The sequence below is a fragment of the Thiofaba sp. EF100 genome, assembly GCF_039822285.1.
Classification (GTDB): Bacteria; Pseudomonadota; Gammaproteobacteria; order Halothiobacillales; family Halothiobacillaceae; genus Thiofaba.
Genome location: NZ_JBAJEY010000001.1, coordinates 522,075 through 535,766 on the forward strand (window position 1 = coordinate 522,075; position 13,692 = coordinate 535,766).

9 protein-coding genes, 1 tRNA gene and 1 pseudogene are annotated in these 13,692 nt (G+C 67.0%); all 11 read right to left on the reverse strand.

What is annotated here, in order from left to right:
* Positions 1–233 precede the first annotated feature (233 nt).
* A complete protein-coding gene (locus V6D91_RS02520) occupies positions 234–3,044 on the reverse strand; it encodes a nitrate reductase (protein ID WP_347317609.1) in 2,811 nt (936 codons plus the stop codon).
* Between the two features lie 621 nt (positions 3,045–3,665).
* Positions 3,666–3,995, reverse strand: a complete 330-nt coding sequence (gene nirD, locus V6D91_RS02525) for a nitrite reductase small subunit NirD (protein WP_347317610.1) — start codon at positions 3,993–3,995, stop codon at positions 3,666–3,668.
* Positions 3,992–4,693 (reverse strand): type 1 glutamine amidotransferase, encoded by a 702-nt coding sequence (locus V6D91_RS02530; RefSeq protein ID WP_347317611.1) that lies wholly within the window; start codon positions 4,691–4,693, stop codon positions 3,992–3,994. Before V6D91_RS02530 ends, nirD begins: the two co-directional genes overlap by 4 nt.
* Positions 4,694–4,709: 16 nt before the next feature.
* Positions 4,710–7,670 (reverse strand): nitrite reductase large subunit NirB, encoded by a 2,961-nt coding sequence (gene nirB, locus V6D91_RS02535; RefSeq protein WP_347318099.1) that lies wholly within the window; start codon positions 7,668–7,670, stop codon positions 4,710–4,712.
* Positions 7,659–8,618: pseudogene (locus V6D91_RS02540) on the reverse strand (FAD-dependent oxidoreductase); the annotation flags it as partial. The gene nirB and the pseudogene V6D91_RS02540, both read right to left, overlap by 12 nt.
* 9 nt (positions 8,619–8,627) lie before the next feature.
* Positions 8,628–9,428, reverse strand: a complete 801-nt coding sequence (locus V6D91_RS02545; RefSeq protein WP_347318100.1) for an ABC transporter ATP-binding protein — start codon at positions 9,426–9,428, stop codon at positions 8,628–8,630.
* Between the two features lie 47 nt (positions 9,429–9,475).
* Positions 9,476–10,285: a nitrate ABC transporter permease gene (gene ntrB / locus V6D91_RS02550; RefSeq protein ID WP_347317612.1), complete on the reverse strand. Its 810-nt coding sequence runs from the start codon at positions 10,283–10,285 to the stop codon at positions 9,476–9,478.
* Between the two features lie 27 nt (positions 10,286–10,312).
* Entirely contained in the window at positions 10,313–11,572 is a 1,260-nt protein-coding gene (locus V6D91_RS02555) for a CmpA/NrtA family ABC transporter substrate-binding protein (protein WP_347317613.1), read from the reverse strand.
* Positions 11,573–11,817: 245 nt separating this feature from the next.
* Positions 11,818–13,110, reverse strand: a complete 1,293-nt coding sequence (locus tag V6D91_RS02560) for a nitrate- and nitrite sensing domain-containing protein (RefSeq protein ID WP_347317614.1) — start codon at positions 13,108–13,110, stop codon at positions 11,818–11,820.
* A 161-nt stretch (positions 13,111–13,271) separates the two neighbouring features.
* Positions 13,272–13,364 (reverse strand) — tRNA-Ser (locus V6D91_RS02565).
* Between the two features lie 65 nt (positions 13,365–13,429).
* On the reverse strand, positions 13,430–13,627 hold the full coding sequence (gene csrA, locus V6D91_RS02570) for a carbon storage regulator CsrA (RefSeq protein ID WP_347317615.1): 198 nt from the start codon (positions 13,625–13,627) through the stop codon (positions 13,430–13,432).
* Between the last annotated feature and the right edge of the window lie 65 nt (positions 13,628–13,692).

Below are 13,692 nucleotides of genomic sequence, written 5' to 3' on the forward strand. Positions count from 1 at the left end.
ACGCTCAGCCCCCTCTCCCCCGGCCCCTCCCCCACCAGGGGGGAGGGGGGTCATGGCCGTGCGGGCACCCCGAAAAACCGTCGCGAGCGGGCGGAGTGCAAGGAGCCCCGCAGCGAATCCCCTAGACATATCAATTAGATAGGCGATGTATGAGCGAGGAAGCGACGCCGCAATCTGCCCGCGGGCTTGCGCCAGCTTCGCGTTCAGTAGGTTTTTCGAGGTGCCCATGCGTGTCACGCCGCCGCCTCGCGCCGGTAAGCCAGGATCAAGGCCTTCAGCTCGGGGATGCAGGAGCCGCAGTTGGTGCCGCACTTGAGCGCGGCACCCAGGGCCTCGGCCGTGCTGCAACCCGCCTCGATCGCCTGGCGGATGGCGGTCTCGCCCACCCCAAAGCAGGAACAGACGATGCGCCCGCCATCACCTCCCCCTGCCGGGCTTCGTCCCGCCAGCAGGGCGAGGCGTCCGGCGTGGTCCACAGGCGGCTCACGCAGGGCGCGGGCCACGGCCTCGCGGTCGATGGCCGGCCGGCCGGGGGCGACGTAGAGGGCCGCGATGGCCCGCCCTTCGGCCCACAGCACGGCGTGGTAGTCCCTCCCCTGGGGATCGCCGGCCTCCTGCCGCACCCCTGACTCAGGCAAGCTCGCGGCCAGCCAGGTGCGCCAGTCCGGCACCGGGGCAGCGCCCGCAAGCTCGTAGCGGGTCATCCCCTCCACCGGCACCCTCACCCAGTAGGGCACACCGTCGAGGTCCGGCGCGGCGCGAGAGAACAGCACCGCCTGCCAGGCAGGCACCCAGGGCTCGATCCGCACCGGGGCATGCTTGGATTCGGGCTGGCCGGAGAGCGGGTCGGTCACCGCCGCGACCAGCGTGCCCATCCGCGCCTGGGTGGCGAACTGGCCATTCCAGTGCATGGGCACGAACAGCGAACCGGGACGCTGGCCGGTGCTGACCCGGACGCGCGCCAGCATCCAGCCGGTGGTCGAGGTCAGCCGCGCCATCCCTCCCTCCGCCACCCCGACGCGCCGGGCATCCTCGGGATGGATCTCGCAGTACGGCTCATCGATGTGCTCAAGAAGGCGCGCCGCCTTGCCGGTGCGGGTCATGGTGTGCCACTGGTCGCGCACCCGTCCGGTATTGAGGACGAAGGGATAGCCCTCGCTTGGCACATGGACCGGCGGACGGGGGGTGATGGGGATCAGGCGCGCCCGGCCGCTCGGGGTGAAGAAGCGGCCGTCGGTGAACAGGCGTGGGGTGCCGCACCATGCTCCCCCGCTCTCTTGGGCAGAGGGGGACAGGGGTGAGGGTGAAACGACGCTTGAATCCGATGTCTCCGGCCCGCCCGGCATCCCCCTCTCCCCATCCCTCCCCCGCCAGGGGGGAGGGGTCACACCCGTCATAGGCTCGACGAAAGACCTCACCGGCCACTGGATCGGCGTCAGGGCGTCGTAGGCCGCATCGCTGATGTCGGCCAGGGCGCTGATGTCGAAGGCCCGCCGGCCGCCGTTCTCGAAGCCCGAGAGTGCGGCATGTTCGCGGAAGATCTCCGTCGGACGGGTGTAGGGGAAGGCCGCGCCAAAGCCCATGCGGCGCGCCACTTCGGTGATGATCCACCAGTCGTGGCGCGCCTCCCCAGGCGGGTTCAGAAAGCCGCGCTGGCGCGAGATGCGCCGCTCGGAGTTGGTCACCGTGCCGTCCTTCTCACCCCAGCCAGTGGCGGGCAGCAGGATGTGGGCCAGGTGCGTGGTGTCGGTGTCACGCAGGATGTCGGACACCACCACCAGATCGCAGCCGGCCAGGGCCTGACGCACGGCATCGGCGTCCGGCATCGACACCACCGGATTGGTCGCCATGATCCACACCGCCTTCACCCGTCCCTCGCCGATGGCACGGAACAGGTCCACCGCCTTCAGGCCAGGCGCCCGGGCGATGGTCGGGCTGCCCCAGAAGCGCTGCACGCGCGCCACGTCCTCCGGGGCGAAGTCCATGTGCGCGGCGAGCTGGTTGGCCAGTCCTCCGACCTCGCGCCCGCCCATCGCGTTCGGCTGGCCGGTGATCGAGAACGGCCCCATGCCGGGGCGACCGATCCGCCCGCAGGCCAGATGGCAGTTGATGATGGCGTTGGACTTGTCCACCCCGCTGGAGGACTGGTTCACACCCTGCGAGTACAACGTCACCACCCTCTCGGTGTCGGCGTACTGACTGAAGAAGGACAGCACCTCCGCGAGCGGCAATTCGCAGGCCTCGGCCACCCGCACAGGCGTCCATTCACGCGCCGCGGCCAGCGCCTCGTCAAAACCCTCGGTGTGGGCATCGATGTAGGCGCGGTCGATGGCATGGGTGGCCGCAAGCCAGGCCAAAAGGCCGTTGAAGAGCACCGCATCGGTGCCGGGCTTGAGCGCAAGATGCAGGTCGGCCAGCTCGCAGGTCGCAGTACGACGCGGATCAATGACGACCACCCGCAGGCTTGGCCGGGCCCTCTTGGCCGCCTCGATGCGCTGAAAGACCACGGGGTGGGCCCAGGCGGTGTTGGAGCCGACCAGCACGATCAGCTCGGCCAGCCCCAGGTCTTCATAGCTACAGGGCACTGCATCCATGCCGAAGGCGCGCTTGTAGCCGACCACCGCGGAGGCCATGCACAGGCGCGAATTGGTGTCGATGTTGGCCGCGCCGATGTAGCCCTTCATCAGCTTGTTGGCGACGTAATAGTCCTCGGTCAGCAGCTGCCCGGAGACGTAGAAGGCCACCGCCTGCGGGCCGTGCTCACGGATGATGCGCGCAAAGCCCTCGGCCACCGCATCCAGCGCGGTGTCCCAATCCACCCGCTGGCCGCCCATTTCCGGGTGCAGCAGGCGCCCCTCAAGGCCGACCGTCTCGTGCAGGGCCGCGCCCTTCACGCACAGGCGGCCGAGGTTGGCGGGGTGGTGCGTGTCGCCTTTCACCCCCACCAGACGGCCATCCTCCAGGCGCGCCTGGACACCGCAGCCGACGCCGCAATAAGGGCAGGTGGTCAGGGCCGTGGCCGATACTGGAATCCTCGTGCTCATGCGGACCTCGCAAACAAAAAAGGCGCCCCGCACCCAACGCATCCATGTGCGCTGGGGGCAGGACGCCTTTGTCCTCACTCCAAGAAGACCCTCCCGCCTTTGGGAGGGTCAGGAAGGCTTAAGCATCTTTGATGCCAAGTTGGAGGGTTTACAAAACCAAGGTTTTCTTGCTCCCCTCTCCCGCTTGCGGGAGAGGGGTTGGGGGTGAGGGAAAAGTCCCCCCCCTCAAGGCCGCCGTGATGCCAGGTTGGGCAAGGGGGTGAACCGGCCAAGGAGGGCCGGTTCAGCTTTGCCGGGGCAGGATGCCCCGTCAAAGCGGCCCCCTTGAACGGCCTGGCAGCACGGGAACCCGAAGGGCGGCCTTGCGGGGGCGCGTTCTTTTCGCCCCTTTTCTTGCGCGAACAAGAAAAGGGGCTCGCCCGCCACAACGAACATCGCTACGAAGCGCAAACCATGGAGGCGGGCGAAACAAGACCTCCAACGGGAGAGAAAATCCCCCTCACCCCCAGCCCCTCTCCCGCAAGCGGGAGAGGGGGGCAAGATAACCTTCCTTTGCCTTGCAGCCGGGCCGGGAAACTGTCGAGCTGCACCACCATGGTGCAGCCTGCCTCGCAACCGTGCTCAGACACGGATCAGCACCCGCCCCCCCTCGACCCTCACCGGCCAGGTGGCCACGCGCACGTCATCATCCTCCAGGCATTGCCCGTCGCGCAGGCGGTAGTGGTGCTTGTACATGGGCGAGGCGACCACGAGTTCCCCCCCCACATCGCCCACGATCCCGCGGGCGAGCACGTTGGCCCCGCTCTTGGGGTCGTGATGGGTTAAGGCAAACACCTGCTCCGGGGTGTCGGGCAGGTGAAAGAGGGCGATCTGCTGCCCGCCCACGCGGGCGGCGAGCCCGGCGTTGCGCGGCAGATCGTGCAGGGCGCAGAGGTCGATCCAGTCGTTCATGATTCTCTCGCGTGAAGGGTGAAGGCATCGAGCAGGGCGAACAGGGCGGCATGCATCGGGGCATAGGCTTCCCGTTCGGCCTGCATCCGGGCGGCGCCCTGCATCCAGCGCCCCTGGCCGGGCGGCGGGATCAGGTAGCCGGCATCATCGCGGCAGAAGGCCTCGACCATCTCGGGCGTGGCCTCCAGATGGCATTGCAGGCCGAGGGCCAGACCCTCGGCGGCAAGGAAGGCCTGGTGGCGGCAGGCCGCACTGCTGGCAAGCAGGGTCGCGTGGGCGGGCAGCTCGAAGGTGTCGCCGTGCCAGTGCAGCACGTTCAGCTCCTCGGGCAAGGGAAGGGTCCGGGCCGTTTGGTAAATGGGCCAGAAGCCGACCTCGCGCTGGGCGTTCGCCTCGACCTTCGCGCCCAGGGCATGGGCGATCTGCTGGGCACCAAGGCAGATGCCGAGCACCCTCCGGCCTTGAGCCAGCGCTGCCTTGATCAGGGCGCGCTCGTCGATGAGCCAGGGGTATTCCGCGGCGTCATGCACGCCCATGGCCCCGCCGAGCACGACCAAAAGGTCGAAGTCCCCCGGGTTCGGCAGCGCGGCACCATGATGGAGGTCGTGCATGGTGATGGCATGCCCGCGCGCCAGGGCCCAGTCGGCGATACGTCCCGGGCCCTCGTGGGGCATGTGCTGGAGGATGACGATGTCCATGGGGGTTCTCCTTGCCCTACGCGGCAGACCGCAGGGCCTTTTCTTCCGCGGTGGCCGGGCGGATCTGGCCGCGCTCCTCGACAAACACGATGCCCTCATCCGGCCCATCGCTGTTGACGAAGGAACGGAACAGCCGGACGCGGTCGGGATTTTCGAGGGTGGTCTTCCACTCGCACTGGTAAGTGTCCACCACGTGCTGCATCCGCGCCTCCAGCTCCGCGCCGATGCCCAGCGAGTCATGGAGGATGACATCGCGCAGGTAGTCGATGCCGCCTTCAAGGTTATCCATCCAGGTGCTGGTGCGCTGCAGACGGTCGGCGGTCTGGACGTAGAACATCAGGAAGCGGTCGATGGTGCGAATGAGGGTTTCCTTGTCGAGATCGGCGGCGAACAGGTCGGCATGGCGCGGCTTCATGCCGCCATTGCCGCAGACGTAGAGGTTCCAGCCCTTGTCGGTGGCGATCACCCCCACGTCCTTGCCCTGGGCCTCGGCGCATTCGCGGGTGCAGCCGGAGACGCCGAACTTGAGCTTGTGCGGGGCGCGCAGGCCCTTGTAGCGATTCTCCAGCTCGATGGCGAGTCCCACCGAGTCCTGCACGCCATAGCGGCACCAGGTGGAGCCGACGCAGGATTTCACCGTGCGCACGGACTTGCCATAGGCCTGGCCGGTCTCGAACCCGGCGTCGATCAGCGCCTTCCAGATCAGCGGCAACTGCTCCAGCCGCGCGCCGAACAGGTCGATGCGCTGGCCGCCGGTGATCTTGGTGTAGAGGCCGTATGTCTTCGCCACCTGGCCGATGGCGATCAGCCCCTCCGGGGTGATCTCCCCGCCCGGGATCCGCGGCACCACCGAGTAGGTGCCGTCCTTCTGCATGTTGGCCAGGTAGCGGTCGTTGGTGTCCTGCAGGCCGAAGTGCTCCTCCTTGAGCACGTACTCGTTCCACACCGAGGCGAGGATGGAGGCCACCGCGGGCTTGCAGACATCGCAGCCATGGCCCCTGCCATGACGGGCGAGCAGCTCGTCGAAGGTGCGGATGCAGCCGACCTTGACCAGGTGGAACAGCTCCTGACGTGAGTGGGGGAAGTGCTCGCAGAGGTCCTTTTTCACCTCCACCCCGCGCTGCGCCAGCTCAAAGTCCAGCACCTGCTTGACCAGCGCCGCGCAGCCACCGCAGCCGGTCGCGGCCTTGGTGCAGGCCTTGAGTTTGGCCACGGTGGTGCAGCCCCCCTCGACCGCGGCGGTGATGTCGCCCTTGCTGACGTTGTGGCAAGAGCAGATCTGCGCGCTGGCGGGCAGCGCGGCCACGCCCAGGGCCTTGGGCGCGGCCCCATCGCGGGCGGGGAGGATCAGGGCATCCGGGTGCTCGGGCAATTCGATGCCGTTGAGCGCCATCTGCAACAGGGTGCCGTACTCGCTGGCATCGCCCACCAGCACCGCGCCGAGCAGCCGCTTGGCCTCGCTGCAGACCACGATCTTCTTGTAGACCGCGTTCGGCCCGTCGACGTAGGTGTAGGCCAGGCTGCCGGGGGTGGCGCCATGCGCATCACCGATGGAGGCGACATCCACGCCGAGCAGCTTGAGCTTGGTGCTCATGTCCGCGCCGGTGAAGGCGGCCTCCCGGCCGGCCAGCGTCTCGGCCACCACCCGCGCCATCTGGTAGCCGGGGGCGACCAGGCCGAAGATCTGCCCATTCCACAAGGCGCACTCGCCGATGGCGAAGATGGCGGGGTCGGAGGTGCGGCACTGGTTGTCGATCACGATGCCGCCGCGCGGGCCGACCGCAAGGCCGCAGTCGCGCGCGAGCTGATCGCGCGGGCGGATGCCGGCGGAGAACAGGATCAGGTCGGTTTCGAGCGACTCGCCATCGGCGAACTCCATGCGGTGGCGGTGCGCCTCGCCGACCACGATCCGCTGGGTGTTTTTGCCGGTGTGCACCCGCACCCCGAGCGCCTCGATCTTGCGCTTGAGCATGGCGCCGCCGCCCTCGTCGAGCTGCACCGGCATCAGGCGCGGGGCGAACTCGACCACATGGGTCTCAAGGCCAAGCTGGCGCAGGGCATTGGCCGCCTCCAGGCCCAGAAGCCCGCCGCCGACCACCACGCCGACCTTCGACTGCGCGGCCCAGCGGGTGATGGCCTCCAGGTCCTCGATGGTGCGGTAGACCAGGCAGGCCTCGCGCTCCCGCCCCTCCAGCGGCGGCACGAAGGGGTAGGAGCCGGTGGCGAGCACCAGGAGGTCATACGGGGTTTCGTGCCCGCTACGATCGGTCACGCACTGGCGCACGCGGTCGATGGCGGTGATGGGCGTGCCCAGGCGCAGCTCGATGCCGTGCTGCTCGAAAAAGCCCTCAGGGACCAGCGACAGGTCCTCGGCCGTGCGCCCGCCGAAGTATTCGGACAGGTGCACGCGGTCATAGGCCGGGCGCGGCTCCTCGGCGAACACAATGATGCGGTGGCTGTGGTGCAGGCCGTGCTCGACCAGGCGCTCCAGCAGGTGGTGGCCGACCATGCCGTGACCGGCGACGATGAGGGTGGGCTTGTTCATGAGGGGGCTCCTCGCCGCGCATTCGGCGGACGGTTCGGGTTGGGCTAAGGCCAGGGCCTCGCCAAAGATGAGGGAGGGGCGCAGGGCGCTGAGGTCGCGGCCGGACTGCATCAGCTCGAAGTACCAGCCGCCATCGCGGGCATCGCCGTACAGCACGGCGCCAACAAGGCGGCCTGCCCGCAGCACCAGGCGGCGGTAGTGACCCGCGATGGGGTCGTGCAGGGTCAGCACCTCCTCCCCTGCCCCACCGTGGAAATCCCCGGCGGAGAAGACCTCGATGCCGGTGACCTTCAGCCGCGTGGCCTGGGTGGGTGAACCTGCATAGCGGGCGGTGTCGTCGCCCGCGAGGATGCGCCCCAGCACCTCGGCCTGCTCCCACAGCGGGGCGACCAGGCCAAAGGTCTCGCCACGGTGCTCGATGCACTCGCCCACCGCGAAGATGTCCGGGTCGGAGGTGGCGAGCCGATCGTCCACAATCACCCCGCGCCCGCAGTGGATGCCACAGGCCTGGGCCAGCTCGATGCGCGGACGCACGCCGGCGGTGATCACAACGAGGTCCGCGGGGATCATGCGCTGAGCGGACGCAGGTGACTGTTCCCCCTCCCCCTTGAGGGGGGAGGGTTGGGGAGGGGGTGAGCAGGCGCTGAGTGTGGCGCTCGATTCGCGGCTTGCAGCCCCCTCTCCCGCAAGGGGCGAGGGGGGCACACCCAGGCGCACCCCTTGGACACGCGTCTCGCCGACCAGCGCCTCGGTTCTCGCCCCAAGCACAAAGCGGATGCCCCGCGCCTCCAGCGCCGCCTGCAGCATCCGGCCTGCGGTCGCATCGAGCTGCCGGTCCATCAGCCAAGCGTTGCGATGCACCACGGTGACCTGCATGCCGCGCCGGGTGAGGGCATCCGCCGCCTCGAGGCCAAGGATGCCGCCACCGATGACCACGGCATGGCGATGCCGACGGGCCGCCTCCAGCATGGCCTCGACATCGTCCAGGTCGCGAAAACCCAGCACGCCGGGCAGCTCGATGCCGGGCAGCGGCGGCATGAACGGCTCCGAGCCAGTGGCGAGCAGCAGACGATCGTAGCCGATGAGGTGGCCCTGGTCGGTTTGCACGCACCGCCGCTCGCGGTCGATGGCGGTGACGCTCGCCCCCGCGATCAGCGCGATCCCCTGCTCGGCATACCAGGGCCGATCATGCAGCAGGGTGTCGGCGAAGGACTTCTCGCCCGCCAGCACCGGCGAGAGCAGGATGCGGTTGTAGTTGCCGCGCGGCTCGCGGCCGATCACGGTGATGGCATAGCGCTCCGGGGCCAGGCGCAGCAGGTGCTCCACCGTGCGCATCCCGGCCATGCCGTTGCCGATCACCACCAGATGCTGCCTGCTCATGGCATCACCTCAGGCCGCCTTGCTCGTGGCCTTGGGCTTGCGCGCCTCACTGATGTCCTCGACCTTGCGCTGCTTCTCATAGAGGAACTTGAGCACGGCGTGGCGGCAGTGGTTGTAAGTGGGATCGTCCGCCAGGGCCAGACGGTCGCGCGGGCGCGGCAGGTCCACGCTGAGGATCTCGCCCACGGTGGCGGCCGGGCCGTTGGTCATCATCACGATGCGGTCGGAGAGCAGCACGGCCTCGTCCACGTCGTGGGTGACCATGATCACGGTGCTCTGGGTCGCGGCACAGATGCGCATCAGCTCATCCTGAAGGTGGGCGCGGGTCAGGGCATCGAGCGCGCCGAACGGTTCGTCCATCAACAGGGCCTTGGGCTCCATGGCCAGCGCGCGGGCGATGCCGACGCGCTGCTTCATGCCGCCGGAGATCTCGTGCGGGTACTTGTCCCGCGCATGCCCAAGGTGCACAAGGTCCAGGGCGGCATGCGCGCGCTCCAGAAGCTGCGCCCTGCCCTCCTTCGGGCCAAACACCTGTTCGACGGCCAGGAGCACGTTCTGGGTGCAGGTCAGCCAGGGCAAGAGGGAGTGGTTCTGGAACACCACCGCGCGGTCCGGACCCGGGCCCTTGATCTCACGCCCGGCGCACAGCAGGGTGCCGGAGCTTGCGTCCAGAAGGCCGGCCACGAGGTTGAGCACGGTCGACTTGCCGCAGCCGGAGTGGCCGATGATGGAGATGAACTCGCCCTTCTGGATGGCCAGGTTGACCTCGCGCAGGGCGACGAACGGCCCGCGCTTGGTCTCAAACTGCATCCCGACGTCTTCGAGCTGGATGTAGGCATTCATGATCGTGGATTCCTTCAGCGGGTGGCGTAATCGAAGCGCTTGGCGAGCAGGGTCAGCCCGGCCTCCAGCAGGAGCCCGACGATGCCGACCACGAAGATGGCGATGATGATGTGCTCCACCACCAGGTTGTTCCATTCGTCCCACACCCAGAAGCCGATGCCGACGCCGCCGGTCAGCATCTCCGCGGCGACGATCACCAGCCACGCCACGCCGATGGAGAGGCGCACGCCGGTCAGCACGTAAGGCAGGGTGGCGGGGAAGAGGATGCGGGTGACGATCTTCCATTCGGACAGGTTCAGCACCCGGGCCACGTTCATGTAGTCCTGCGGCACGCGGGTCACGCCAACGGCAGTGTTGATGATCATCGGCCAGATGCTGGAGATGAAGATCACCCAGATGGCGGCGGGCTCGGCCTTCTGGAACACCAACAGGCCGATCGGCAGCCAGGCCAGCGGTGAGACCGGGCGCAGCAGGCTGATGATGGGCGCGAGCATGTCATGGAAGAAGCTGAAGCGGCCGATGATGAACCCGAGCGGAATGCCGATCAGCGCCGCAAGACCAAAGCCGATACCGACCCGCTCCAGCGAGTGGAGGATGTTCCAGCCGATCCCCATATCGTTCGGGCCGTTGTCGTAGAACGGGTCGGAGAACAGCTCCACCGCCGCGGCAAAGGTCTTACCCGGCCCCGGCAGGGTGGGCGTGCTGGCCGACAGCAGGGCCCACAGCAGGATGAACAGAGCCAGCCCGATCACGGGGGGCAGGGTGGTGCGGACGACGGCCTTGAGGCGATCCGCTCCGGGGGACGGGGTCATGGGGGTGCTCATGAGGGGGTACTCCTCGGTACGTGACCGTCAGGCCTTGATCTTGAAACCGTCCGCGTAGGCCTTCGGGTCGCTGCCATCCCACTTGAGGCCATCGAACAGGGTGCTGCTGCGCATGGGGCTGGACGGCACGCTGATGCCAAGCTGGCCTGCGGCCTGCTTGTACAGCTCGAGCTGGTTGATCTGGCGGGCCACGGCCAGGTAGTCCGGGTGTTCCTTGAGCAGCCCCCAGCGCTTGTGCTGGGTGAGGAACCACATGCCATCCGACAGGTAGGGGACGTTGACCGCGCCGTCGTTGAAGAACTTCATGGCGTCCGGGTCCTTCCAGGTCTTGCCGAGGCCGTTGTCATACTCGCCCCTCATCCGCCCCTCGATGACCTCGACCGCGGTGTTGACGTAGGCCTTGTCGGCGATGATCTTCGCCACCTCCGCGCGGTTGGCCGGGGTGTCGATGTAGCGCGAGGCCTCCAGCACCGCCATGGTCAGGGCGCGCGCCGCGTTCGGGTTTTGCTTGACGAAATCGGCGGTGGTGCCAAGCACCTTCTCGGGATGATCCTTCCAGATCCCCTGGGTGGTCTCGGCGGTGAAGCCGATCTTGTCCATGATGGCGCGTGCGTTCCAGGGCTCCCCCACGCAGTAACCGTCCATGTTGCCGATCCGCATATTGGCGACCATCTGCGGCGGCGGCACGGTGATGGTCTTCACATCCTTGAGCGGATCGATGCCAAAGTGCGCCAGCCAGTAGTAGAGCCACATGGCGTGGGTGCCGGTCGGGAAGGTCTGGGCAAAGGTGTATTCGCGCTTCTCATTGGCGATGAGTTTGGCCAGGCTGGCCCCGTCCGTCGCGCCCTTGTCCTTGAGCTGGTTGGAGAGGGTGATGGCCTGGCCGTTGTGGTTGAGGGTCATCAGCACCGCCATGTCCTTCTTCGGCCCGCCGATGCCGAGGTTGACGCCGTAGACCAGGCCGTAGAGCACGTGCGCCGCGTCCAGCTCGCCGTTGACCAGCTTGTCGCGCACCGCGGCCCACGAGGCCTCCTTGGAGAGGACGATCTTGATGCCGTACTTCTTGTCGAACTCCTTGACCGAGGCCATCACCACGCTGGCGCAGTCGGTCAGCGGGATGAACCCCACCTTCAGCTCAGTCTTCTCCGGCGCATCCGAGCCGGCCGCCCAGGCCCCCGCGCGGATGCCGGCCGGCAACATGCCGTAAAGTGCCGCGCTGCCGACCGCCGCCACGGTGTTCTTGAGAAACTCACGCCTGTTGCTGGAGTGCTTGCTGTCAGTGCTCATGCGGGTATCCCCTTATATCGCCCAAATAAAAAGGCGCTCACACCACGGGAGGGTGAATCCCGTGACATGAGCGCCATTGCTCATCCATCGTGACGACCGACGTTGGCCGCTGCTTTAATCAAAGCAAACGCCGTGCCAGCCCAACATTGTGGTTTTTTTGAGGTTTCCCCGCACAAGGGCATCGCCTGCGCCCCGGATCAGTGCGTCATGGCGCACCGTGATGCAGCACGTTGCCGGAAAAAAGCTCAGAACTTCGGCCCCAGCACCTCAGCCATGGCGATGGCTGCGCGGGCCACTTCGATGAGCCGTTTGCCCTGATCCATGGCGGCCTTGCGCAGCACCCGGTAGGCCTCGTCCTCCGTCATCCCCCGATGCTTGATGAGCAGGGCCTTGGCCTGCTCGATCAGCTTGCGCTCCTCCAGCGCCTCGCGCGCGGCGCGAAGCTCGTCCTCCACGCTCTGCAGGCGGCGCGACTGCATCTGCACCAGTTCGATGAGCGAACGCCCGACTCCGCCGCCCATGACGTGTTGTCGCTCCACGTCCAGCAGCACGCCGGAGGCGGCAGCATCGACGGGATAGCCCAAAATGACCCCGACGGGCAGGGAAGCGCCACCTTCACGGGCGAGCTCGGCGATCCGCGCCTCATCGTCGACCCATTCGGCATGCGCCCGGACCAGCCGCGTTTCGCACAAGTCATGCAAAACCTGCTCAAGGTCATCCTCGATCGACTTCATCGCATCGATGCGACGTGTCGCCTGATCGAACCAGATCTGCGCCAGCTCAAAGCCGGAATCGCCCTGCAGCGTCCTGGTGAAGGCCATGCGGCGCAGGCGCTCGACCTCGGCGGTCAGAGGAGACGCCGAGAGCTGCTGCCAGCGGATCAAGGTTGCGGCATCGGCAAATTCTGAAAAGATCTGGAAACACCGCTCCTGCGCATCGATCCGATGCATCAGGGCCTCGCGCAGCGCCTCCTCACGCCACCCCAGCCCGAAGCCGGCCACCCCCACGGCCCTCTCCTGCCCCGCCAGCTCCTTGCCCTGCATGAAATTCAATAGCGCCACCAGGGCGCTGGAAATGGCCGGATCGGAGACCGGATCCGCGGCCTCGAACACCACGGCCAGCAGATGGCGCACCAGATCGTTGAAACGCTCCATGGCCTCGGGCGCGGAGATCTCGAACCGATCGACCTTCTCACGCAGACGGGACAGCTCCCCCAGCCCATGCAAGGCCAGGGCGACATGCGCAAAGAAGCGGCTCGCGGCCGTGTGGCAACGCGGACGCTCCAGCCAGCCGACGAGATGCGCACGGACCTCACCTTCAGCGATGCCGGCCTCGCGCCGGTACTCGATCATCCGCTCGGCATAACACTGCCCCCTGGAGCCCAGGAACAGGTTGGTGGCACCGCGCTCACGCTGCAGGCCATGAATCAGCGCGCGGATACGACCGACCATGATGCTCGTGGCCAACAGATGCTCCAGGCCCTCGATCTCGCACTGTCGAGAGCGCACCAGAAAGTCAGCGATATCTTGATTAAGCATGGGGAAAAGCCGATTTTTTCCCCAGATTCAAGCAAGTATCGGTCCAGCTCGATCCAGCCTGGCAGGAGCGCCCCCTCCGGCATGCCCCATCAGGCAAAAATTTCACTTGGGAAAAAGAAAAAACCCCGCCGGACTCTTGATCTGACGGGGTCTTAGATATTTGGCGGAGAGAGAGGGATTCGAACCCTCGATGCAGCTTTTGACCGCATACTCCCTTAGCAGGGGAGCGCCTTCGGCCTCTCGGCCATCTCTCCAGTGAGGGAGGTCATTCTATCCGCTGTGGCGCCCTTCAGGCAAGGGTTTGCACAACGAAAAAGCCTTATTCCTCGTCGCTCGGAGCGGCGGCCTGCCCTTCCTCACGCTTGATGCGCTGGTAGATCTCTTCGCGATGGACGGCGACATCCTTGGGGGCATCGATGCCGATGCGTACCTGATTACCCTTGACGCCGAGAATGGTGATCGATACGTCGTCACCGATGCGCAGTACTTCGCCGATGCGGCGGGTCAGAATCAACATGTTGGCTCTCCTTGAACCGTCTTGCACTCATTCGAAGATAGCAGAGCGCAAAAAAGTCGACGGTT

What these genes read in the sequence shown, in the direction of transcription:
- V6D91_RS02520 (WP_347317609.1), bottom strand. Translation starts at nt 3,044, where the DNA reads ATGAGCACGAGGATTCCAGTATCGGCCACGGCCCTGACCACCTGCCCT.
- nirD (WP_347317610.1), bottom strand. Translation starts at nt 3,995, where the DNA reads ATGAACGACTGGATCGACCTCTGCGCCCTGCACGATCTGCCGCGCAAC.
- V6D91_RS02530 (WP_347317611.1), bottom strand. Translation starts at nt 4,693, where the DNA reads ATGGACATCGTCATCCTCCAGCACATGCCCCACGAGGGCCCGGGACGT.
- V6D91_RS02545 (WP_347318100.1), bottom strand. Translation starts at nt 9,428, where the DNA reads ATGCAGTTTGAGACCAAGCGCGGGCCGTTCGTCGCCCTGCGCGAGGTC.
- ntrB (WP_347317612.1), bottom strand. Translation starts at nt 10,285, where the DNA reads ATGAGCACCCCCATGACCCCGTCCCCCGGAGCGGATCGCCTCAAGGCC.
- V6D91_RS02555 (WP_347317613.1), bottom strand. Translation starts at nt 11,572, where the DNA reads ATGAGCACTGACAGCAAGCACTCCAGCAACAGGCGTGAGTTTCTCAAG.
- V6D91_RS02560 (WP_347317614.1), bottom strand. Translation starts at nt 13,110, where the DNA reads ATGCTTAATCAAGATATCGCTGACTTTCTGGTGCGCTCTCGACAGTGC.
- csrA (WP_347317615.1), bottom strand. Translation starts at nt 13,627, where the DNA reads ATGTTGATTCTGACCCGCCGCATCGGCGAAGTACTGCGCATCGGTGAC.